Source organism: Mesorhizobium sp. M8A.F.Ca.ET.181.01.1.1, from assembly GCF_004792025.1.
Lineage (GTDB): Bacteria > Pseudomonadota > Alphaproteobacteria > Rhizobiales > Rhizobiaceae > Mesorhizobium.
The window spans coordinates 228,374-249,657 of the sequence record NZ_SRTV01000004.1 but is presented as its reverse complement, the minus strand read 5'-3'; the positions used below and the strand labels follow the sequence as shown (position 1 = coordinate 249,657).

Sequence of the window (21,284 nt, the reverse complement as noted above, 5' to 3'; positions counted from 1 at the left end):
CCGGCTCCTCACTGCTTCGGCTTGAACCAGGTGGCGACGGCGGCCTGAATATCGGCGGCCAGCTTCTCGGGTGCGATGTTGCCTTCGACCATGTCGATGATCTCCGACTGCAAGACCGAGGAGGCCGTCGGCGACTGCCAGCGAAAGCCGACCAGCGTCAGATAGGGTGTCGAGTTCTTCGACATTTCCATCATCTGCGCCAGCACAGGATCCTTCACCGTCACATCGGTGCGGGCCGGAGGCCAGCCGAGCTCGTCTGCGAACAGCTGGGCGAATTCGGCCGAGGCCATGAAGCCAAGCACCTTGGTGGCGGCCTCCTTGTTCTGACTCTCGGAGACGAGACCGTAGGAGCCGTCCGAGAAGGCCGAGGTATAGAGCTTGGTCCCGGCATCGTCGGCCGGGAATGGGAAGATGGAGAATTTCAGCTTCGGATTCTGCGCCTTGAAACTGCCGTTCTCAAAGGACCCGCCGAGGAACATCGCCGCCTTGCCGCCGATGAACTGCTGCGTGGCCGTGGTGTAGTCGATGCCGGCGAAGCCGTCGGGGAAATAGGGCTTCAGCTCGGCGAAGCGCTTCAGTGCCGCGACATAGCGGGGGTCCTCGAAGGTCGCCTTGCCGGTCATCATCTCGTCGTAGAAGCCGGGGCCGTAGACGGTCGGGCCGATGACGCCGACGCCGATCTCCAGTTCCCAGGCGGAGCCATTGGCGCCGCCGGTGGCGATCGGGGTGATGCCGGCCGCCTTCAGCTTCTCGCAGGCGGCGACGAAATCCTTGTAGGTCTTGGGGATCTCGATGCCTTGCGCGGCAAAGATATCCTGGTTGTAGAACACCCCCATCATCGGCACCGAATAAGGCACGCCGTAGACCTTGCCGTCGGTGCGGCCGCGCGCGCCACCAAGGGCTGCGTCCGGCATGTTCTTCAATTCCGGCACGCTGTCGTCGAGCACGTCGAGATAGCCGGCATCGACGAAGGGCTGCAACTCGCCATAGGCCTTGAGCTGGGCGATATCAGGCCCGCGGCCGCCGCGCAGCGCCGTGCTCAGCCGGTTCTGGTAGTCGGCATCCGGGGTGAACTGGATGTTGACCTTGATGCCGGGGTTCTTGGCCTCGAAGGCGTCGAAGATGCGGCGCATCGCCGCCTCGTCCTCGGTGCGCCAGCTCCACAATGTCACCGTGCTGTCGGCCCTGGCCGGCAGGGTCGTGAAGATGCCCGCGCAGGCGGCGGCAAGGCCGCCGATCAGCCCTAGCGCGGCGCGCCGGTGAATTGAAAGCATGCTCATTGCCAGTTCTCCCGTTTTTCTCTGTCCTTGGCGTCCCGCGACACTTCGATGCCGCGCGAGAGTCATTCGCTCGGCCTAAGTCATTATAACGACATAGCGTTGTTAGCAAGAGGTGTCATTTTCCCTCAGAACGGCATCGTCGAATGATCTGATTCAATCAATTCTAATAACTTATTGTTTTTGAATAACTAAATATCTCACTGTGGTGGCCATGGAAAGATGGTGCCAGTTTCTGCATGCAGCTTTTTCGCAAACGGGCCTTGCGCGATCGCTTCATGTTGTCATAACGTCATCGTGATCGCTATGCTCAAGTGGAGGATGAGGGATGTCGTTTGCCTGGACGTCGAAACTGGCACTGGCCGCGGGTCTTGCCATCCTGCCCGCCAGCGGCTGGGCGCAATCGGTCAACATCTCCTACCTGACGCACTGGTCGCCCGAGACGGTGGCGCTGCTGGAAGCGGCGGCCAAGGATTACGCCAAGACCAATCCCGACATCAGCGTCACCGTGCGCGCCGTTCCTTTCGGCGATCTCCTGACCACGCTTCGCTCCCAAGGCGGCGGTGCGGACGGTCCGACAATCGGTGGCATCTACGATCTCTGGCTGCCGGAACTCGCCCGCGACAAGCTCGTCGCTCCTGCCCCCGATGCGGTGGCGAGCGAGGTCAAGGGCGCCTGGCCGGCGGGCGTCGTCAGCGCCGCTTCGGTCGGCGACAAGCTCTACGGCATACCTAACGAGATCGACGTCTACGCGCTCAACTACAACAAGGCGCTGTTCAAGCAGGCCGGCATCGCCGCTCCGCCAAAGACGTGGGACGAGTTCAAGGACGCGGCGCGGAAACTGACCAACAAGGACGCCGGCCAACAGGGTTTTGGCATGATCAATTCATGGGCCGCGGGCGTCGTCCATCCCTTCGCGTCACTGCTGGTTTCCAATGGCGGCGAGTTGGTTAGGGAGGGCAAGCCGGTGCTGGACAGCAAGCAGGCCGGCGAGACGTTCCAGCTTTATGAAGACCTCATCAAGTCCGGCGCCAGCGTGCCGGCCATGGCGACCGCCGACGCCAACACGACCGGCCCGTTCCTCGACAATTTCGTCTCCGGCAAGACCGGCATGATCATCATGGCCAACTGGTGGGAGAGTGCGCTGAAGACCGGCATGCGCGACAGGTTCACCGACATCGCCACGGCCCCCATCCCCGTCGGCCCGAGCGGCGACAAGCCGCATGCGATCTCCTATTCCTGGATGACCGTGGTCAACGCCAATGCGGGCCAGGCCGAGCAGAAGGCGGCATGGGATTTCCTGGCCTGGCTCAACAATCCGAAGTCCGGCAAGAACGGCGCGTCGGCCATGTCCGACATCCTGATGTCGATGGGCATCCTGCCGTCGCGCACCTCCGACATCGAGGCGCACAAGGACAAGCTCGGCTCGGAATTCCTGTCCGGCTATGTCAGCGTGCTCGCCGGCGCAAAGCCCTTCCCGGTGGTGCCCGGCGGACAGGAATTCTCGGAATCCCTGCAGCAGACGATCGAGGCGTTGCAGTATGGCCAGGTCTCGGCCAAGGATGCGCAGGCGACGGCGCAGGCCGACGCCACCTCGATCCTGGAGCGCGCCGCCAAATAATGATCAGACCGTAATGATCCAGAGGTACCGTGCCTCGGCGGGCATCATGCTTATGCCCGCCGTGACGCTGATCGGCATCTTCATCCTGCTGCCGATGCTGCTCACCGTCTGGCTGTCCTTCCAGGACTGGTCGACGCAGACACCGTTTTCCAGCGCCAGCTTCATCGGCCTTGACAATTTCCGCGAGATCTTCGGGCCGACCTCGGTCGGGCGCGACTTCAAGGGCGCGCTGACCAACACCGCCATTTATACCGCACTGTCCGTCGTCCTGATCCTGCCGCTGTCGGTGGCTTTCGGCCTGATGGTTTACCAGCACGATGTCGCCGGCGGCACGGCGCTGAGGACGGTGCTGTTCTCCACCTATATGGTGCCGATGATCGCGGTGGCGCTGGTCTGGTCGAAACTCTATTCGCCGAGCGAGGGGCCGCTCAACCAGATGCTCGGCCTGATCGGCGTCGGACCGCAGCCCTTCTTGTCGTCGCCGCGCTCGGCGCTGATCTCGATCGTCTTCCTCAACGTCTGGCAGCAGGTCGGCTATTTCACCGTGCTGGCAATCGCAGGGCTAACGCAGATTCCGGGCAGCCTCTACGAGGCGGCGAAGCTCGACGGCGCCAACCGATTCGAGCAGTTCCGCTTCATCACCTTGCCGCTGATGCGGCGCACGCTTTTGTTCAGCGCCGTCATCGCCATCATCAACGCAGTGCAAGTGTTCGAGCCGGTGGCGCTGATCACACAGGGCGGGCCGGTTGGCTCGACCAATGTCTTGACCTATCACATCCGCCGTGTCGGCATCGAACGCGCGCAGGGCGGACTGGGCTCGGCCATGGCTGTCATGCTGATGCTGTCGCTGATCGTCGTTGTCTGTGCGCTCTTCGCACTCGCCAACCGGAAGAACCAGGAATGAGCGCGGGATCGTCGAGCTGGCTTCCGCGCGGACGCCCCTCCGGCCGCAAGGCGCTGCTGGCGACGCTGATGCTGCTGGCCGCCGTCGCATCCGCCTTCCCGCTGGTGTGGATGGTGCTGTCGAGCCTGAAAACGCCGGCCGAGAGCATGCAGGTGCCACCGGTCTGGATACCGCATGCGCCGAGCCTCGAGTCCTATGAAAAGGTTTCGGGTGTGGTCAATGTCGGCCGCTCCATGTGGAACTCGCTGGTGATCGCCTCGATCACAACGGCCGGCGTGCTGGTCACCAGCATGATGGCCGGCTACGCCTTCGCCAAATACCACTTCCCCGGCCGCTCGCTTTTGTTTTCCGTGCTGATCGCCACCATGTTCCTGCCGCCGATCGTGACGCTGATCCCGCTCTATCGTCTTGTCGGCTCGATCGGCCTCAATGCCAGCCTTGCCGGCATCATCGTGCCCAACCTCGCCAATGCCTTCGGCATTTTCCTGATGCGCCAGTTCATCGCCGGGGTGCCCGACGACCTGGTCGACGCCGCGCGCATGGACGGTGCCTCGGAACTTTTGATCCTGTTCAAGATCGTGGCGCCGAGCGTGGCGCCCGCGATCGCCGCACTGGCGCTGTTCGCCTTCGTCTATCACTGGAACAGCTATCTGTGGCCGCTGACGGTGCTGCAGGGCAACGCCGACGCCTATCCGATCGTCATCAGCCTCAGCCGGCTGTTGAGCTACAACAGGGGCGCGGTCAACACCGGACTGGTGATGGCCGGCGCGACGCTGGCCGTGCTGCCGCCTCTCATCCTGTTCGTCTTCCTGCAGCGCTTCTTCGTCGATTCCATCGTCGGCTCGGCGATCAAGGGGTAGCCAAGGCATGATCCCGAAAAGTGGATAGCCGGTTTTCGAATAAGATCATGCTCAAACAGAGATAGAGCCCCATCCCGATCCATCGGGATGGAACAGGCTCTAATAAGGCAGGCCGACATAGTTTTCCGCCAACGCCGTCGACGCTGCGCGCGAGTGCACGAGATAGTCGAGTTCGGCCTCCTGGATGCGCTGGCCGAAGTCGCCGGTATCGGGAAAGCGATGCAGCATGGTCGTCATCCACCAGGAAAAGCGCACCGCCTTCCACACCCGCGCCAATGCCTTTTGCGAATAGGCGTCGATGCCGGCCATGGATTTCTCGCGGTAGAAGTCGCGCAAACCGGCAAAGAGATAGCGCACGTCGCTGGCGGCGAGGTTGAGACCCTTGGCGCCGGTCGGCGGCACGATGTGGGCGGCATCGCCGACCAGGAACAGCCGGCCGAAGCGCATGGGTTCGGCGACGAAGGAGCGCAGCGGTGCGATCGACTTTTCGAAGGACGGTCCGGTGGTGACGCCTGCTGCCGTCCGCTCCGGCAAGCGGCGGCGCAGCTCGTCCCAGAAGCGGTCGTCGGACCATGCCTCGACCCTGTCGTCCTGAGGGCACTGCACATAGTAGCGGCTGCGGTGCGTCGACCGCATCGAGCACAGCGCGAAGCCTCGCTCATGATTGGCATAGACCAGTTCATGATCGGCCGGCGGCACTTCCGCCAGCACGCCCAGCCAGCCGAACGGATATTGCCGCTCGAAGGTTTTCAGCGCCCGCGCTGGTGCCGATTTGCGGGAGACACCGTGATAGCCGTCACAGCCGGCGATAAAGTCGCAGTCGATGCGATGGCTGACGCCATCCCTCTCATAGGTGACGAAAGGCGCGGCACCGTCGAAATCGTGCAGCGCGACATCGGCTGCTTCATAGACGGTGACCAGTCCCGCCGCTTCGCGCTTGTCCATCAAATCATGTGTCACCTCGGTCTGGCCATAGACGGTGACATGCTTGCCACCGGTGAGTGCAGTGAGATCGATGCGGTGCAGCCGTCCGTCGAAAGCAAGCGAGATGCCGGAGTGCGGAAGGCCTTCGGCATGCAGCCTTTCAGCAGCACCAGCCTCCCCAAGCAGGTCGACCGTGCCCTGTTCGAGCACGCCGGCCCGCACGCGGCCAAGCACGTGCTCGCGGCTCGACCGCTCGAGGATGACGGTCTCGACGCCGATGGTGGCGAGCAACTGGCCGAGCAGCAGGCCGGACGGTCCCGAGCCGACGATGACGACCTGGGTGCGCATCAGTGGCCGAGGCTTTCGACCTGCGCGGCCAGTTCGGCGGCAAGGCGCAGGGATGCGGCCGTCGCGACGACCATCTGCGGCAGCAGCAGCCATTCCAGCGTCCAGGCGGAACCCGAACGCTCCTGCTCATGCACCAGCGCCTGATGCATGCCGGAAAGTTGCGTGGCGTTGAAACGAGCAAGCGCCACCAATGCTTCGGCCTTCACCGGGTTCTGCTTGTGCGGCATCGCCGACGAGCCGCCACCGCCCGATAGCTCGATGTCGGTGCCGCCTTGCGCCAGCAGCGCGATGTCCTGGCCGAACTTGCCGAGACTTCCCGTTATCAGCGACATCAGGCCGGCCAAGTCAGCGAGCGCATCGCGCTGGCTCTGCCATTGCGAGGCATCGCCGAGGCCGAGCCTGGCGGCAAGTGCGGCGCGCACCGCCAGCCCCTTGTCGCCAAGCTTTTCCAGAGTGCCGGCGGCGCCGCCGAACTGGAGGACGAGCAGGCGCGTCGACTGTTGCGACAGCCTCTCCTGGTGCCGCTGCAGTGGCGCCCGCCACGCCGTCACGCGATCCGCCACGGTGATCGGGATCGCCGGCTGCATGCGGGTCACCCCGGTCAGCGCCCTACCCCCGAAGCGCTCCTCCAGGGACGCGAGCCTTATGATTGTCTCGGTCAGCAGCAGGCCGAGATGCTCGACGACGGATTTCAGCCGGAGCACAAGGCTGGTGTCGATGACGTCCTGGCTGGTGGCGCCGAAATGGACCGAACCGCCATGCGGTTCGCCGACGGCCAGTTTGATCTGGCGCACCAGCTCCGGGACCACGACGCCATCCTTGGTGACCCCAGCGCGCAGCTTGCCGGTATCCGGCCGGAACGAGGCAATCGCCTTGACGATCGCCGCCGCGGCCTCCCTGGGGATGATGCCGCGGTCGGCCTCGGCTTCGGCCAAGGCACGTTCGAAATCCAGCATCGCGGCAATGTCGGCTTCCACCGAAAAATGCCGCGCCGCCTCCTCGTCGCCGAGCAGGCCCGAAAGCAGCGGATGGTCGAAGGGCGATACGGTCATGTCCTGCTCCGTCCATCAACTGTCGAAGAAGACGGTTTCCTTGTCCCCCTGGAGATGGATATCGAAGATATAGGCGTCGCCCTGGCGCTCGGCGATCAGCGTCGACACGCGAACGCGGTGCTCGATACGCGCCAGGATCGGATCCTCGCCATTGGCTTCTTCCTCGTCGGAAAAATAGAGCCGTGTATGCAGACCGAGGTTGATGCCGCGCGCGACGATCCAGAGCGTGATGTGTGGCGCCATCAGGCGACCGTCGCGGAACGGCACGCGGCCGGGCTTGATGGTCTCGAACGAGCAGAGCCCGGTTTCCATGTCGGTCGGGCAACGGCCCCAGCCGAAGAAGTTCGGATCGGCGGCACCGCGCATCTCCGCGGACGAATTGTAGAGCCCGTCGGCATCCGCCTGCCAGATCTCGATCAGCGCGTCCTTCAACGGCGTGCCGGTGCCGTCGAGCACGCGAATGCGCAACTCGATGCGCTCGCCCTTGGTCCGCTCATTGACCATGGCCGAGCCAAGATCGTCCTCATAGACGCCGCCGATGCCGCAGAAATTCGGCGTCAGCCCGATGTGGACATAGGGTCCGGCGGTCTGCGAAGGGCTCTCTTTCGGCCGGTCGAGCGACTGCGCCATCAATTGCCCTCCGGTCTGTTTTCGAACAGCGTCGAGCGGCGCCCGCGCAGCACGATATCGAATTTGTAGGCAAGCGCGTCCATCGGGATTGTCGATTGCATGTCGAGCGCGGCAATCAGCGCTTCGACGGCCGCCTTGTCGCGAATGCCGCCGACGATCGGACAGCGCCAGATCAGCGGATCGCCCTCGAAATACATCTGCGTGATCAGCCGCTGCGCGAAGCCGTGGCCGAAAACCGAAAAATGGATGTGCGCCGGCCGCCAGTCGTTCGGGCCGTTCGGCCAGGGATAAGGACCGGGCCTGACAGTGCGAAAGGCATAGGCGCCGTCCTCGCCGGTGAGGGTGCGGCCGCATCCGCCGAAATTCGGATCGAGCGGCGCCAGATAGCCGTCCTTCTTATGGCGATAGCGGCCGCCGGCATTGGCCTGCCAGAATTCGAGCAGCGCACCAGGAACGCCAACGCCGCGCTCGTCGAGCACCCGCCCATGGACGATGATGCGCTCGCCGATGGCGCTCTCGCCCGGCCTGGCGAAATTGTGGATCAGGTCGTTGTCGCGTTCACGGATCATGGCATGGCCAAACACCGGGCCGGTCAGTTCCGACAGCGTGTTGTCGAATGACAGCAATGCCTTCTGTGGAGAACGCAGCACAGAACTCTTGTAACTCGGCGTGAACGCCGGCGGGTGCCATTGGCGGTCGCGCTGGAAGAAGGCGCCGGTTTCCGGCGTCTGGTTGGAGCCGGGCTCAGCCATGGGCAGCCTTGTCTGCGTCCATTTCCGCAAACACCTCCTTGGCAATCCTGAAGGCGCGGTTGGCCGCCGGCACGCCGGCATAGATCGCGACATGCAGGAAGGCCTCGCAAATATCCTCGCGCGTCGCACCGGTGTTGGCGGTGGCGCGCACATGCAAGGCGACCTCTTCATCATGGCCGAGTGCGGCCAGCAGCGCCAGCGTGACGATCGAGCGTTCGCGCTTGCTGAAGCCTGGTCTGGCCCACACCGTTCCCCAGGCAGCCTCGGTGATCAGTTCCTGGAAAGGCTGGTCGAAATCGGTGGCAGCGACCTCGGCCCGGTCGACATGCGGATCGCCGAGCACGGCGCGCCGCACCGCAAGGCCGGTGCGATATCTGGTCGCGTTGCCGGGGACTTCATCCATGAGTTTGTGCTCCAGGGGCAAGCGATGCGATGAAATCGCGGATCAGCGCGGTGAGCGCCTCGGGTTGTTCGACGCAGGGAATGTGCCCGGCGTCGCGGATGATCTCGAAACGCGAACCGGGGATAAGAGCCGCCAGCGAGCGGACAAGATCGGGAGGTGTCGAGCCATCCTGGTCGCCGGCGATACAGAGCGTCGGCACGGCGATGCGGCATGCCACGTCGGTGAAATCCGCGTCGCGAACCGCCACGCAAGTCCCGATATAGCCGGCAGGCGATTGCCGGGTCATCATGTTCCAATAGCCGTCAAGCTCGGCCATCCGCGCGGTATGGAAGGTCGGAGTGAACCACACTTTGAGCACGCCATCCGCAACGGCCTGGATGCCCTTGCTTTCGACCGTCGCAATGCGTGTGTTCCAGCTGTCCGTCGTACCGATCTTGTGGGCCGTGTCACACAGGATCATGGCCTCGACGATTTCGGGCCGCCTGGCATATAGCCCTTGCGCGATCATGCCACCGACCGACAGGCCGCACAGCACGACCTTCTCCAACCCGAAATGATCGATGAGCGCCGAGAGATCGTCGACATGATCGTCGATCGACCTGATGTCACCGATGTCGGACAGTCCGTGGCCGCGCTTGTCGTAGACCAGCAAGGGCATTTCCCCCTCAAGCGCCGAGACAGTTTCGTCCCAGATGCGAAAGTCGGTGCCCAGCGAATTGATGAACACCACCGGTGGCGTCCTGCCGTTCGCCTCGACATATCGGTGATGCAGTGTGATGCCGCCAAGGGTGACGAATGGCACGATTTCAATCCTCCATCTCCACATTGCACAAGGCGTTTGGTTCGGTAAAATGATATTTTGCGCCGTTTCATTAACTCAGGGGTTATCAAATTCATGTCCGAGAGCCGCATCCGGTTCCGTCACCTGCAGGCATTCCTGGAAGTCGCGCGACAAGGCAGCGTGGCCCGCGCCGCCGATTTTCTGCATGTCAGCGCGCCGGCGGTGACCAAGACGCTGCGTGAACTGGAAGAAGCGCTCGGTGTCGCCGTCGTCGAGCGTGACGGGCGCGGCATCCGCGTCACGCGGCTTGGCGAGATCTTCCTCGGCCATGCCGGTTCGGCGATAACGGCTCTCAAGCGCGGTGTCGATTCCGTTCGCCAGGACGGCGCCGTCAATCGCCATCCGATCCGTATCGGCGCGCTGCCGACGGTGTCGGCGAAGGTCATGCCGCGAGCCATGAGCCTGTTCCTGCGGGAAAATACCGGCGCCGCACTCAAGATCGTCACCGGCGAAAACGCCGTTCTGCTTGAACAGTTGCGCATCGGCGCGCTCGATCTCGTCGTCGGACGGCTGGCGGCGCCCGAGAACATGACCGGCTTCTTCTTCGAACATCTCTACTCCGAACAAGTGCTGTTCGTGGTGCGGGCCGGACATCCGCTGCTGCAGCCGGGAGCCGACATATTCGCCAGCCTCGACGAATTTCCGGTGCTGATGCCGACCCGGGAATCCGTCATCCGGCCCTTTGTCGATCGCCTGTTCATAACCAACGGCATGACCGCGCCGGCCACCGAGATCGAGACGGTCTCGGATTCGTTCGGCCGCGCCTTCATGCGGCAGAGCAATGCGGTGTGGATCATTTCGGCCGGCGTGGTGGCCAACGAGATCGCGAGCGGCGCTTTCGTCGCCTTGCCGGTCGACACCGACGAGACCAAGGGGCCGGTCGGCCTGACGATGCGCACCGATACCGCCCCCTCGCCCGCCTTTTCCATCCTGCTGCAAACCATTCGCGAGGCGGCAAGGCCAGGCGACTAAGACGCTGAACGGTCGGCACTCCGTCGTCTCAACGAAAATCTGCTAACCCAGAGGTTAATGAAACGCGGCAAAATATCATTTTACCGAACCAAAACGCTGGTGCACTGTGGTGATGGAGGAGCCACAGAGGGAGGAACACATGACCCATTCTATCGGTAGCAGACCGGGCATTTCCGGCATTTCGCGACGCCAGTTCATTGCCACCTCAATGGCCGGTGGCGCCGCACTCGCGCTTGGTGGCAGCAAGGCCTTCGCCCAAGCAGCCGACACGCTGAAGGTCGGCTTCGTCAGCCCGCGCACCGGACCGCTCGGCGGCTTCGGCGAGACCGACGGCTATGTGCTCGACCTCGCCCGCAAGGCGCTGGCCGGCGGCATAGAGCTCGGCGGCAAGAAATACAGTGTGGAAATCCTCGACCAGGACACGCAATCGGACCCCTCGCGTGCGGGCCAGCTCGCCAAGGACCTGATCAACAACCAGGCCATCGACCTGATGCTCGCGGTGTCGACGCCCGAGGTGATCAACCCGGTGGCCGATGCCTGCGAAGCCGCCGGCGTGCCTTGTCTGTCAACGGTCATGCCGTGGGAAGCCTGGTATTTCGGCCGCGGCGCCAAGCCCGGCGCGCCCTCGCCCTTCAAATGGACCTATCATTTCGGCTTCGGGGTCGACGAATTCTTCAGGGCCTACGTCTCGCAGTGGAACCTGATCGAGACCAACAAGAAGGTCGGCGTCATGTATCCGAACGACGCCGACGGCAACGCCATCCGCGCTCATCTGGCGCCGTTGCTGGCCAAGCAGGGTTTTACCATCGTCGACCCGGGCGCCTATGAGACCGGCACCACCGACTATTCCTCGCAGATCGCCCTGTTCAAGCAGGAAGGCGTCGAGATCTTCAACTCGTTCCCGATCCCGCCTGACTTCGCCGCCTTCTGGCGTCAGGCGGCGCAGCAAGGCCTGATCAAGCAGATCAAGATCTGCCAGGTGGCCAAGACCGGCCTGTTCCCATCCGACATCGAGGCACTGGGCGACCTCGGCATGAAGATTTCGAGCGCCGCCTACTGGCACAAGGCCTTTCCATACAAGTCGCCGCTGACCGGCGTCTCGGGGACCGAGCTTGCCGACGGCTACGAGGCGGCGAGCGGCAAGCAATGGACGCAGCAGCTCGGCGCCTCGATGTCGTTGCTCGACGCCGGCTTCGAGGCGCTGAAAGCGAGCTCCAATGCCAAGGACAAGGCGGCTGTGGCCAAGGCGCTGAGCACGCTCAAGACCGAAACCATGATCGGCAAGGTCGACTTCACCGGCGGCCCGGTGGCCAATGTCTCGCCCGGCCCGATCATCGGCACGCAATGGATTGCCGCCAAGGAAGGCAGCAAGTTCCCGCTCGACTACGTCGTGACCGAGAACGCCACCGATCCGAACGTGCCTGTCGAAGCCAAGCTTCTGCCTTACAACCGCTGATGGACCGCTGACGAGGACCGCCTGGTGACCCATCCGCAACAACAGGCTGTTCTCGCCGCCGCCGGCATCCACAAGCGCTTCGGCGCGCTCGTGGTGCTGGAGGCCGTCGACTTCGCCATGGCCGCCGACGAGGCGGTCGGCATTGTCGGCCCGAACGGTGCCGGCAAGACCACGCTGCTCAGCGTGCTTTCAGGCGCCTTTCCGCCAAGCGCCGGCTCGATCTCCTTCAAGGGCGGCGATGTAACGGCGCTGCCGGCGACGGCGCGTTGCCGCCTGGGCCTGGTGCGCACGCATCAGGTGCCTAAACCATTCAGCGGCATGACCACCTTCGAGAATGTCTTCGTCGCCGCCTCGCATGGCGCCGGCCTCGGCCGCGACGAGGCCTATGAGGAAGCGCTGGGCTCGCTGAAACTCTGCGGCATGCTTAACGTCGCCAACCGGCGCGCCGAGACGCTAGGGCTGCTCGATCGCAAGCGGCTGGAACTGGCAAGGGCACTGGCGGCCCGGCCGACGCTGCTCTTGCTGGACGAGATCGGCGGCGGCCTGACCGATGGCGAAGCCGGCGAGCTTGTCGACACGATCAAGGAATTGCGTCGGCGCAAGATCGGCATCGTCTGGATCGAGCACATCGTGCACATCCTGCTGCAGGTGGCCGAGCGGCTGATCTGCATGGATGCGGGCAAGATCATCGCCGATGGCGAGCCGCAAACGGTGATGGCCGACCCGGAGGTCGTGCGCGCCTATCTCGGCGGAGGCCCGAAATGAGCCTGCTGTCGGTCGAGAACCTGGTTGTCCGGCACGGCCTGCTGCAGGCGGTGCGCGGCGTCAGCTTCGGCGTCAAGCGCGGCGAAACGCTGGCGCTGGTCGGCGCCAATGGCGCCGGCAAGACGACGCTGCTCAGGGCCATCGCCGGCGCGCACCAGCCGGCGGCCGGCCGTGTGCTTCTGGATGGCGCCGATCTCACCAGCGTGCCGTCGCACAGACGCGTCGGCATGGGCATAGCGCTGGTGCCGGAAGGGCGAAAACTGTTCGTGCGGATGACGGTCGAGGAGAACCTGCTGCTGGGCAAGACCACTGGGCGGCCGGGCGACTGGAGCGTCGACAGAGTGCTGGACATGTTTCCCAATCTGAAGCCGCGCCGACACGCCAAGACCGGTCATCTCTCCGGCGGCGAGCAGCAGGCGACGGCGATCGGCCGGGCACTGATGAGCAACCCGGATGTGCTGCTGCTCGACGAGGTTTCGCTTGGTCTTTCGCCGCTGATCGTCGACCGTGTCTATGCGGCACTTCAGGGGCTGATCGCTTCGGGCACGACAATCATCCTCGTCGAACAGGACCTCAATCGGGCGCTGTCGGTTTCGGACAAGGTCATCTGCATGCTGGAGGGGCGCATCGCGCTCGAAGGGCCGAGCAGGAGCGTTTCGCGCGACGCGGTGACGAAAGCCTATTTCGGCCTGCACCGGAAGGGCACCGGGAGCGTTCCCGCATGAGCAACCAGATCATCCAGGGCATCCTGCTCGGCGGCTATTACGCGCTGATCGCCTGCGGCCTGTCCTTCATGTTTTCGGTGATGCGCATCATCAACCTCGCCCATGGCAGCCTTGCCGTGTTCGCCGCCTATGCGCTGTGGTTTTTGGCCTCGCGGTTCCACATCCCGCCGTTTCTCGGCCTGCTCATCGTCTTGCCAGTGATGGCCGCGATCGGCTGGGCGTTGCAGCGCTTCCTGCTCGAGCGCAGCGCGCGCGGCGGTGCCCTGCTGCCGATCCTGACCACGTTTGGGCTGGCCATCGTCATCGACAACATGCTGTTCGAACAGTTCGGCGCCGACACCCGTTCGCTGGCGCCCTTCATCGGCAGCCTGTCCTATGATTCCTGGGAATGGCCGGGCAGCATCTATGTCGGCAAGCTTGCGGTGATCATGTTCGCCACCGCCGTCGTCCTGCTTGGCGGGCTGCAGCTGTTCCTGACCCGCACCCGGCTTGGCCGCTCGATCCGCGCTACCTCGGAAGACCCTGACACCGCCGGCCTGGTCGGCGTCGATGCACGGCGTGCCAACGCGGTCGCTGCCGCCATCGCCATGGTCACCGTCGGCCTTGCCGGCGCGTTCCTTGGCATGCGCGCGACCTTCGATCCCTATGCCGGCGCGCCGCAATTGCTGTTCGCCTTCGAGGCGGCGGTGATCGGCGGCGCCGGGTCGCTGTGGGGAACGCTGATCGGCGGCATCGTGCTGGCGCTGGCCCAGACGCTCGGCGCGCAAGTGCATCCGCAGGGATTTCTGATCGGCGGTCATGCCGTGTTCCTTGTCGTGCTGTTCGTGCGGCTTTCGGCATCCGGCCTTGGCCTGCGCGGACTGTTGCACCTGCCTTCCCGGAGCACGCCATGAGCGTCGTTCCGACTTCGCCCATGATCGAGCGTGGTACCGCGACCTCGCGCATCGCGGCTATCGCCGTGGCCATCGTCATCGCGCTGCTCGCCATCGCGCCGCAATTCCTCTCGGCCGGCGCGGTCGACCGCATGACGGCGCTGTTCATCTATGTGATCCTGGCGGCGATGTGGAACGCGCTGGCCGGTTTCGGCGGCCTGGTCTCGGTCGGCCAGCAGGTGTTCTTCGGGCTTGGCGCATATTTCGCCATCCGTCTTGCCGATGCCGGTCTCAATCCTTTCCTGGCGCTCTTTGCATCGGGAATTATCGTCGGCGCGGTTTCCTGGCCGCTGTCGCTCTTCATGCTGCGGCTCAAGAACGGTGAGTTCGCCATCGGCATGTGGGTGATCGCGGCGCTCACCCATCTGCTGGTCAATCTCGACCGGCTGGTGCAGGGCGAAACCGGCACCTCGCTGATCTCGCTCAACGTCTACGATGCCTCGATAAGGCGGGTGACCATCTACTGGCTGGCGCTAGCCTCGATGACGGCCCTGCTCGCTGCCCTCTTCGGCCTGCTGCGCGGCAGCACGGGCGCCGCCATCCGCGCCATTCGCGACAATGAGGATGCGGCCGCTTCGGTCGGCGTGCGCGTCACCGGCACCAAGCGGCTGCTGTTCGTGCTTGCCGCCTTCGGCATCGGCATTGCCGGCGCATTGTGGCTGGCGACCTCCATCACCTTCCAGCCGAAAACCTACTTCAACGTGCAGTGGACAGCCTACATGATCTTCATGGTTCTGGTCGGTGGCATCGGCACGTTCGAGGGCGCCATTCTCGGCGCGCTGGTCTTCTTCCTCATCGAGACCTGGTTCGGCGGCGCCGGCGTCTGGTACCTGATCGGCCTCGGCGCCACCGCCGTGCTGTTTTCGCTTTTCCTGCCGCGCGGCCTGTGGGGAACGATCGAGGAGCGCTTTGGGCTGCGCCTGCTGCCGGTCGGCTACCGCGTCAAGCTGCCGGCGAACGTCGCCGATGGCGGCATGATCCCGTCGCAGCAAGCCACAACATATCAGGAGAAGGCATGAGCATGCTTTTCGGCAAGACCATCCTCATCACCGGGGCTGCCTCCGGCATCGGCGCACGCACGGCGGAGCTTGCCGGCCAGCTCGGCGCCGACGTGATCGGCGCCGATGTGCGCGAGCCGGCCGCAGCGGTTGGCAGTTTCGTCAAGGCCGACATCTCGTCGAAGGCGGGCGTCGATGAGCTCATCGCGCGCCTGCCGCAGCGCATCGATGCACTCTGCAACGTCGCCGGCCTCTCCGGCAACACCGGTGCGGCCTCGACGCTGGCCGTCAACTTCTTCGGTCTGCGTGCGCTCTCGGAAGGGCTTGCGCCCAGCCTTCGCGAAGGCGGCGCCATCGTCAACGTCGCCTCGATCGCCGGTTATGGCTGGCGCGCCAATCTCAACCGCGCCGCCTCGATGGTCGGCATCGAAGGTTTCCCCGATGTCGCCAAAGTGGTCGCCGACCACGCGATGAAGAACGAGGAAGGCTACCCCGTGTCCAAGGAACTGCTGCTCCTGTGGACGATGCGCGCGGCACATCAGGAGCTGTTCAGGAACCGTGGCATCCGCGTCAATGCGGTGAGCCCTGGCCCGGTCGAAACACCGATCCTGAAACAGTTCCGCAGCGTGCTTGGCGATGCCCGCGTCGACAGCGATATCGCCCGGGTCGGACGTACCGGCACTTCGGGTGACATCGCGCCTGTCGTGCTGTTCCTGTGCTCGGACGGCGCGCGCTGGGTCAACGGCGCCAATGTGCCGGTTGACGGTGGCCTCGAAGCATCCATCAATGCCGAAGTGCTCGGCTTCTAATCTGTGAAGCTCCATCGAGAGCGAGGGAAAAAACAATGGATATCGGACTTCTGATCGACGGCGACGAAAAGGCGGCAACAGGCAAGGCTTCCTACGAGCGCATGGACCCATTCACCGGCAAATTGGCGACGCGCGCGGCGGCGGCAAGCGTGGCCGATGCCAACGCCGCCGTCGAAGCAGCCGCCGCTGCTTTTCCCGCCTGGTCGAAGACCGGGCCCGGCGAGCGCCGGGCACTGCTCTCCAGAGCGGCCGATGTGATGGCCACCAAGGTCGGTGAATTCACAAGGCTGATGATGGAAGAGACCGGCGCCACAGGCCCCTGGGCCGGCTTCAATGTCATGCTGGCAGCCAACATGCTGCGCGAGGCTGCGGCCATGACGACGCAGATTTCGGGTGAGATCATTCCGTCCGACAAGCCGGGCACGCTCGCCATGGCGATCCGCCAGCCGGCCGGTGTATGCCTCGGCATCGCACCCTGGAATGCGCCGGTCATTCTCGGGACACGCGCCGTGGCCATGCCGATCGCCTGCGGCAACACCGTGGTGCTGAAAGCCTCCGAAATGTGCCCGGGCACGCATCGGCTGATCGGCCAGGTGCTGGTCGAGGCAGGGCTGCCCAAGGGCGTCATTAACGTCGTCACCAACGATCCTAAAGACGCTGCCGGTATCGTTGAAGCGCTAGTCGCGCATCCCGCGGTGAAACGCGTCAACTTTACCGGCTCGACCAAGGTCGGCCGGATCATCGCCGAGCTCGCCGGCCGGCACCTCAAGCCGGCGCTGCTTGAACTCGGCGGCAAGGCGCCGCTTTTGGTGCTGGATGATGCCGACATCGACGCGGCGGTGAACGCGGCCACCTTCGGCGCCTTCATGCATCAGGGCCAGATCTGCATGTCGACGGAGCGGCTGATCGTCGATGAAAAGATCGCCGACGAGTTCGTCGCCAAGCTCGCCGCCCGCGCCTCGAAGCTGCCGGCGGGCGATCCGCGCGGCCATGTCGTGCTGGGCTCGCTGATCAGCAGCCAGGCGGCCGACAAGATGGAAGAACTTGTCGCCGATGCCGTGGCCAAGGGCGCCAAGCTTGTCGCCGGTGGCAAGCGCAGCGGTACCGTGGTCGAGGCAACGCTGCTCGATCACGTGACGCCGACGATGCGCGTCTATTCGGAAGAATCCTTCGGACCGGTCAAGCCGGTGATCCGCGTCAAGGGCGAGGACGAGGCCGTGCGGGTCGCCAACGACACCGAATATGGCCTGTCGTCAGCCGTCTTCAGCCGCGACATCAAACGTGCGTTTGCCGTCGCCGCCCGCATCGAAGCTGGCATCTGCCATATCAACGGACCGACGGTCGGCGATGAGGCGCAGATGCCGTTCGGCGGCGTCAAGGGCTCCGGCTATGGCCGTTTCGGCGGCAAGGCCTCGATCGCCGAATTCACCGATTTGCGCTGGGTGACGATCGAGGACCCTGGCCAGCATTATCCGTTCTGACCGGACTGCTTTGGACGGCTGACCGTCAAACAGCCAGCGACGGTGTGAAGCGAATACTGGCGGATTGCTTCTGGCCAGGCGCCAGTACGATGCAGCCGGTATGGATCTTCTCGTCATCCATCCGGTTGAAAGCGTCGGTGATGTTGCTGACCGGCTCGGCGCAAAAGAACGGTTCGCCCGGCGGCGTGTAGAGGACGAGGAAATCGAGCGGCGCCTCCGCCTCGATGTCCAGCTGCCGTTCGTGTTCGGGCCAGGAGATCCGGGCGCGGCGCGTCCATCCCGTGAAGACCGTGTCGAAGTCGACCTCCGATACGTCAAAGCCGATGGATGGATCGGCCCCAGCAGGCGGCGGGACATGCCGGATGGGCAGGACCTCCGCATCGGTTTCCCACATGCCTGATACCCGGGCCTGGACATGCGTCCACGGTGTCGACGGGAAATAGGGATGGAGGCCGAAGCCCACCGGCATCGGCGCGTCCGACAGGTTGCGCACCGCAATGGTCATGCAAAGCCTGCCGTCGGCCAGCGAGATCGCTTGCTCGGCTTCATAGCTCCATGGCCAGGTATCGGCGGTGTGCCGACAGCGCAGGACGATCATGCTGGCTTGGTGGCTGACGACCGTCCACGGGTGACGCCAGCCATGGCCATGCTCGTGGTGCGGATCGTCAGGCAGGCTGGGCAATTGGATCGAACGCCCCGCGAATTCGAAGCGGCCACCCCTGATACGGTTGGAGTAGGGAACGAGCGGAAAGCAAGCCATGGCGCCAGCATCGCGACGGCTGATCGCCACTGGATCGGCCGGGCGCAGCCAATCCACGGCCGAACCATCCTGCCACCACCGATACGACGCCAGCGCTCCGCCGGCTGCCGGAGCAATCTCGACCGTCGCGATGCCGTCACTGATCGAGACCAGCTCCGTGCGCTGCGCGACGGCCACAGCGGAATTCTTTGTCATTGGCACTCCCCAATCCCTTGACTCCAATCGCCATGGCGATAAGACATATCATATGAATAGTATGAAGAATAGAAAATCGTTCAGCACGGCACGCACGTCACGGGTTGCCGTGGCGGTTTCCAGCGGCTCCACCGCGCTGCACGCCACCGTTGTCGAGCAGATCGGCTTGCGGATCGTGCAAGGCGACTTCCTCCCCGGCGAGGCCCTGCCCAATGCCGACGATTCCAGCGAGATGCTGGGGGTCAGCCGCACGGTGCTGCGCGAGGCGATCAAGGTGCTGGCCGGCAAGGGGCTGGTCGAATCACGGCCAAAGACCGGCACGCGGGTGCGGCCTCGCGCCGACTGGAATTTCCTCGACCCCGACGTCCTGTCCTGGCGCTATGCCGGCGGTGTCAGCGCCGAGGATGTGCGGGCGTTGTTCGAATTGCGCCGCGCCATCGAGCCGATGTCGGCAGCCCTCGCCGCGCAGCGTGCAACGGAGGCGCAGATCGCCGAGATCCATGCGGCACTGGCCGAAATGGAAGCAGTCAGCGACGATGGCGACCGCTTCGCCAAGCCCGATTTGGTGTTCCACCAGACCATCCTGCGCATGACCGGCAACGAGTTGATCGGCTCGCTGGCGGCGCTGGTCGAGACCGCATTGGTAATGAGCTTTCGCCTTTCCAACGACAATCCGGAAGGCCAGCGCCATTCCTTGCCGCTGCACCGGGAAGTGGCCGAGAAGATTGCCGCCGGCGACGCCGCCGGGGCGCAAAAGGCGCTGCTGGTGCTCATCGACAATGCGGAGGACGACGTGCGCCGCAGCGTCGAGAACCGCAACAAACGCCGCAACGACCGGGGCCAGCAATCGTGACCGAAACCAAACGTAAACTGCGGTCCGAAGCCTGGTTCGGCGGTGAGGGCAAGAATGCCTTCATGCACCGCAGCTGGATGAAGAACCAGGGCATTCCCGCAGACGCTTTCGACGGCCGCCCGGTGATCGGCATCTGCAACACCTGGTCGGAACTGACCCCGTGCAATGCGCATTTGCGGGCGCTGGCAGACCACGTCAAACGTGGCGTCTACGAGGCCGGCGGCCTGCCGCTGGAATTCCCGGTCATGTCGCTGGGCGAAAGCAACATGCGCCCGACCGCCATGCTGTTTCGCAACCTCGCCAGCATGGATGTCGAGGAATCCATCCGTGGCAATCCGATCGATGGCGTCATCCTGCTGGTCGGCTGCGACAAGACCACGCCGGCGCTCTTGATGGGAGCTGCCTCGTGCAACCTGCCGACGATCGCCGTCTCCGGCGGGCCGATGCTCAACGGCAAGTTCCGTGGACAGGATATCGGCTCGGGCACGCATGTCTGGAAATTCGCCGAGGAGGTCAAGGCCGGGCGCATGCCGGTTGCCGACTTCCTCGCCGCCGAGCAGGGCCAGAGCCGGTCGGCGGGCAGCTGCATGACGATGGGCACCGCTTCGACCATGGCAAGCATGGTGGAAGCGCTCGGCATCGGCATGCCGGACAACGCCGCGATCCCCGCCGTGGATTCGCGCCGTGGCGTGCTCGCCCAGCTGGCCGGACGCCAGATCGTCGCTCTCGTCCGCCGCGACGTGACGATTTCGCAGATCCTCACCAGGCAGGCCTTCGAGAACGCCATTCGCGTCAACGGCGCGATCGGCGGTTCGACCAATGCGGTGCTGCATCTGATCGCCATCGCCAACCGGGTTGGTGTCGATCTCAGCCTCGATGACTGGGACCGCCTTGGCCGCGACGTTCCGACCATTGTCGACCTGATGCCGTCGGGCCGGTTCCTGATGGAAGATTTCTACTATGCCGGGGGGCTAGCTGCGGTCATGGCGTCGCTTGATGAAGTGGGGCTTCTTCATCGCGACGCCATGACCGTCAGCGCCAAGACCATCGGTGAATTGATCGACGGGGCGCCCAATTACAACCGTGAGGTCATCCGGCCGCTGAGCGAGCCGCTGACCAAGGAGGGCGGCATTTCGATCCTGCGCGGCAATCTGGCGCCCAACGGAGCGGTCATCAAGCCGTCGGCGGCAACGCCCGAGCTGATGCAGCATCGCGGCAGGGCCGTCGTCTTCGAGAATATCGAGCACTACTACGCCCGCATCGACGATCCGGAACTGGATATCGATGCCTCCTCGGTGATGGTGCTGAAGAACTGCGGGCCGCGCGGCTATCCCGGAATGGCAGAAGTCGGCAACATGCCGCTGCCGGCCAAGCTGCTTAGAGAAGGCGTCTCCGACATGGTGCGCATTTCGGACGCGCGCATGAGCGGCACGGCCTACGGCACGGTGGTGCTGCATGTGGCGCCCGAAGCCGCGGCAGGTGGCACGCTTGCCCTGGTGCGTGACGGCGATCTCATCGAGCTCGACGTTGCCGGCCGTCGTCTCGAGCTTTTGGTGTCGGATGAAGAACTGGCCATCCGCCGCCGCGACTGGAAGCCCCCGACGCCACCGCTGGGCGGCTACCAGAGCCTCTATGTCGAGCGCGTGCTGCAGGCCGACAAGGGCTGCGACTTCGACTTTCTCGTCGGCCGGCGCGATGCCGGCGTCCCCCGGCATTCCCACTAGAG

Annotated in this window: 21 protein-coding genes; 13 read left to right on the top strand and 8 right to left on the bottom strand. The window is 64.4% G+C overall.

From position 1 onward, the window contains the following. Positions 1–8 precede the first annotated feature (8 nt). Positions 9–1,280: an extracellular solute-binding protein gene (locus EN824_RS17040; RefSeq protein ID WP_127277763.1), complete on the bottom strand. Its 1,272-nt coding sequence runs from the start codon at positions 1,278–1,280 to the stop codon at positions 9–11. Between the two features lie 325 nt (positions 1,281–1,605). On the opposite strand from EN824_RS17040, the gene EN824_RS17035 reads away from it, so the two are divergent. From EN824_RS17035 to EN824_RS17025, 3 genes are read left to right on the top strand one after another with little or no spacing between them, the layout of a single operon-like run. Beyond that, positions 1,606–2,898 (top strand): extracellular solute-binding protein, encoded by a 1,293-nt coding sequence (locus EN824_RS17035; protein WP_127277762.1) that lies wholly within the window; start codon positions 1,606–1,608, stop codon positions 2,896–2,898. A gap of 13 nt (positions 2,899–2,911) precedes the next feature. Further along, a complete protein-coding gene (locus tag EN824_RS17030) occupies positions 2,912–3,802 on the top strand; it encodes a sugar ABC transporter permease (protein WP_127277761.1) in 891 nt (296 codons plus the stop codon). Further along, the gene (locus EN824_RS17025; RefSeq protein WP_127277760.1) at positions 3,799–4,662 is read left to right on the top strand and encodes a carbohydrate ABC transporter permease; all 864 of its coding nucleotides are present in this window, start codon (positions 3,799–3,801) and stop codon (positions 4,660–4,662) included. Before EN824_RS17030 ends, EN824_RS17025 begins: the two co-directional genes overlap by 4 nt. Positions 4,663–4,761: 99 nt before the next feature. On the opposite strand, the gene pobA is transcribed toward EN824_RS17025, so the two are convergent. From pobA to pcaD, 6 genes are read right to left on the bottom strand one after another with little or no spacing between them, the layout of a single operon-like run. After that, on the bottom strand, positions 4,762–5,934 hold the full coding sequence (gene pobA / locus EN824_RS17020; RefSeq protein ID WP_135865127.1) for a 4-hydroxybenzoate 3-monooxygenase: 1,173 nt from the start codon (positions 5,932–5,934) through the stop codon (positions 4,762–4,764). Further along, positions 5,934–6,986: a 3-carboxy-cis,cis-muconate cycloisomerase gene (locus EN824_RS17015; protein ID WP_127277758.1), complete on the bottom strand. Its 1,053-nt coding sequence runs from the start codon at positions 6,984–6,986 to the stop codon at positions 5,934–5,936. The genes pobA and EN824_RS17015 overlap by 1 nt, the downstream gene beginning before the upstream one ends. A 15-nt stretch (positions 6,987–7,001) precedes the next feature. Continuing rightward, entirely contained in the window at positions 7,002–7,616 is a 615-nt protein-coding gene (pcaG, locus tag EN824_RS17010) for a protocatechuate 3,4-dioxygenase subunit alpha (RefSeq protein ID WP_127277757.1), read from the bottom strand. After that, the gene (gene pcaH, locus EN824_RS17005) at positions 7,616–8,368 is read right to left on the bottom strand and encodes a protocatechuate 3,4-dioxygenase subunit beta (RefSeq protein WP_127277756.1); all 753 of its coding nucleotides are present in this window, start codon (positions 8,366–8,368) and stop codon (positions 7,616–7,618) included. Before pcaH ends, pcaG begins: the two co-directional genes overlap by 1 nt. Further along, positions 8,361–8,771 (bottom strand): 4-carboxymuconolactone decarboxylase, encoded by a 411-nt coding sequence (gene pcaC, locus EN824_RS17000; RefSeq protein WP_127277755.1) that lies wholly within the window; start codon positions 8,769–8,771, stop codon positions 8,361–8,363. The genes pcaH and pcaC overlap by 8 nt, the downstream gene beginning before the upstream one ends. Further along, complete coding sequence (gene pcaD, locus EN824_RS16995) at positions 8,764–9,573, bottom strand: 3-oxoadipate enol-lactonase (protein ID WP_127277754.1); 810 nt, start codon at positions 9,571–9,573, stop codon at positions 8,764–8,766. The genes pcaC and pcaD overlap by 8 nt, the downstream gene beginning before the upstream one ends. Positions 9,574–9,666: 93 nt before the next feature. Here pcaD and pcaQ point away from each other — a divergent pair, with 93 nt between their 5' ends. The 8 genes from pcaQ (at position 9,667) to EN824_RS16955 (ending at position 17,750) form a co-directional block, all read left to right on the top strand. Then, on the top strand, positions 9,667–10,584 hold the full coding sequence (gene pcaQ / locus EN824_RS16990) for a pca operon transcription factor PcaQ (RefSeq protein WP_135932552.1): 918 nt from the start codon (positions 9,667–9,669) through the stop codon (positions 10,582–10,584). A 139-nt stretch (positions 10,585–10,723) separates the two neighbouring features. Then, a complete protein-coding gene (locus EN824_RS16985) occupies positions 10,724–12,040 on the top strand; it encodes an ABC transporter substrate-binding protein (RefSeq protein WP_135932551.1) in 1,317 nt (438 codons plus the stop codon). A gap of 21 nt (positions 12,041–12,061) precedes the next feature. After that, on the top strand, positions 12,062–12,805 hold the full coding sequence (locus EN824_RS16980) for an ABC transporter ATP-binding protein (RefSeq protein ID WP_135932550.1): 744 nt from the start codon (positions 12,062–12,064) through the stop codon (positions 12,803–12,805). Next, on the top strand, positions 12,802–13,530 hold the full coding sequence (locus EN824_RS16975; RefSeq protein ID WP_127870562.1) for an ABC transporter ATP-binding protein: 729 nt from the start codon (positions 12,802–12,804) through the stop codon (positions 13,528–13,530). The genes EN824_RS16980 and EN824_RS16975 overlap by 4 nt, the downstream gene beginning before the upstream one ends. After that, positions 13,527–14,423 carry a branched-chain amino acid ABC transporter permease gene (locus EN824_RS16970; protein ID WP_135932549.1) on the top strand — a complete coding sequence of 299 codons (897 nt, stop codon included), beginning with the start codon at positions 13,527–13,529 and terminating at the stop codon, positions 14,421–14,423. The genes EN824_RS16975 and EN824_RS16970 overlap by 4 nt, the downstream gene beginning before the upstream one ends. Further along, a complete protein-coding gene (locus tag EN824_RS16965) occupies positions 14,420–15,481 on the top strand; it encodes a branched-chain amino acid ABC transporter permease (protein ID WP_127279933.1) in 1,062 nt (353 codons plus the stop codon). Before EN824_RS16970 ends, EN824_RS16965 begins: the two co-directional genes overlap by 4 nt. A gap of 2 nt (positions 15,482–15,483) precedes the next feature. Beyond that, the gene (locus EN824_RS16960; RefSeq protein ID WP_135921411.1) at positions 15,484–16,269 is read left to right on the top strand and encodes a coniferyl-alcohol dehydrogenase; all 786 of its coding nucleotides are present in this window, start codon (positions 15,484–15,486) and stop codon (positions 16,267–16,269) included. Positions 16,270–16,304: 35 nt separating this feature from the next. Beyond that, a complete protein-coding gene (locus EN824_RS16955; protein WP_135932548.1) occupies positions 16,305–17,750 on the top strand; it encodes an aldehyde dehydrogenase in 1,446 nt (481 codons plus the stop codon). 25 nt (positions 17,751–17,775) lie between these two features. On the opposite strand, the gene EN824_RS16950 is transcribed toward EN824_RS16955, so the two are convergent. Further along, entirely contained in the window at positions 17,776–18,705 is a 930-nt protein-coding gene (locus EN824_RS16950; protein ID WP_135932547.1) for an aldose 1-epimerase, read from the bottom strand. A gap of 61 nt (positions 18,706–18,766) precedes the next feature. Between EN824_RS16950 and EN824_RS16945 the strand changes: the two genes are divergently transcribed. Continuing rightward, the gene (locus tag EN824_RS16945) at positions 18,767–19,558 is read left to right on the top strand and encodes a FadR/GntR family transcriptional regulator (protein ID WP_167531350.1); all 792 of its coding nucleotides are present in this window, start codon (positions 18,767–18,769) and stop codon (positions 19,556–19,558) included. Then, positions 19,555–21,282, top strand: a complete 1,728-nt coding sequence (locus EN824_RS16940) for an IlvD/Edd family dehydratase (protein WP_135932546.1) — start codon at positions 19,555–19,557, stop codon at positions 21,280–21,282. The genes EN824_RS16945 and EN824_RS16940 overlap by 4 nt, the downstream gene beginning before the upstream one ends. Positions 21,283–21,284: the final 2 nt, after the last annotated feature.

Excerpts from the sequence above, each read along its gene's own strand:
- EN824_RS17040 (WP_127277763.1), bottom strand. The coding sequence starts at position 1,280 with ATGAGCATGCTTTCAATTCACCGGCGCGCCGCGCTAGGGCTGATCGGC.
- EN824_RS17035 (WP_127277762.1), top strand. The coding sequence starts at position 1,606 with ATGTCGTTTGCCTGGACGTCGAAACTGGCACTGGCCGCGGGTCTTGCC.
- EN824_RS17030 (WP_127277761.1), top strand. The coding sequence starts at position 2,912 with ATGATCCAGAGGTACCGTGCCTCGGCGGGCATCATGCTTATGCCCGCC.
- EN824_RS17025 (WP_127277760.1), top strand. The coding sequence starts at position 3,799 with ATGAGCGCGGGATCGTCGAGCTGGCTTCCGCGCGGACGCCCCTCCGGC.
- pobA (WP_135865127.1), bottom strand. The coding sequence starts at position 5,934 with ATGCGCACCCAGGTCGTCATCGTCGGCTCGGGACCGTCCGGCCTGCTG.
- EN824_RS17015 (WP_127277758.1), bottom strand. The coding sequence starts at position 6,986 with ATGACCGTATCGCCCTTCGACCATCCGCTGCTTTCGGGCCTGCTCGGC.
- pcaG (WP_127277757.1), bottom strand. The coding sequence starts at position 7,616 with ATGGCGCAGTCGCTCGACCGGCCGAAAGAGAGCCCTTCGCAGACCGCC.
- pcaH (WP_127277756.1), bottom strand. The coding sequence starts at position 8,368 with ATGGCTGAGCCCGGCTCCAACCAGACGCCGGAAACCGGCGCCTTCTTC.
- pcaC (WP_127277755.1), bottom strand. The coding sequence starts at position 8,771 with ATGGATGAAGTCCCCGGCAACGCGACCAGATATCGCACCGGCCTTGCG.
- pcaQ (WP_135932552.1), top strand. The coding sequence starts at position 9,667 with ATGTCCGAGAGCCGCATCCGGTTCCGTCACCTGCAGGCATTCCTGGAA.
- EN824_RS16985 (WP_135932551.1), top strand. The coding sequence starts at position 10,724 with ATGACCCATTCTATCGGTAGCAGACCGGGCATTTCCGGCATTTCGCGA.
- EN824_RS16975 (WP_127870562.1), top strand. The coding sequence starts at position 12,802 with ATGAGCCTGCTGTCGGTCGAGAACCTGGTTGTCCGGCACGGCCTGCTG.
- EN824_RS16970 (WP_135932549.1), top strand. The coding sequence starts at position 13,527 with ATGAGCAACCAGATCATCCAGGGCATCCTGCTCGGCGGCTATTACGCG.
- EN824_RS16965 (WP_127279933.1), top strand. The coding sequence starts at position 14,420 with ATGAGCGTCGTTCCGACTTCGCCCATGATCGAGCGTGGTACCGCGACC.
- EN824_RS16960 (WP_135921411.1), top strand. The coding sequence starts at position 15,484 with ATGCTTTTCGGCAAGACCATCCTCATCACCGGGGCTGCCTCCGGCATC.
- EN824_RS16955 (WP_135932548.1), top strand. The coding sequence starts at position 16,305 with ATGGATATCGGACTTCTGATCGACGGCGACGAAAAGGCGGCAACAGGC.
- EN824_RS16950 (WP_135932547.1), bottom strand. The coding sequence starts at position 18,705 with ATGACAAAGAATTCCGCTGTGGCCGTCGCGCAGCGCACGGAGCTGGTC.
- EN824_RS16945 (WP_167531350.1), top strand. The coding sequence starts at position 18,767 with ATGAAGAATAGAAAATCGTTCAGCACGGCACGCACGTCACGGGTTGCC.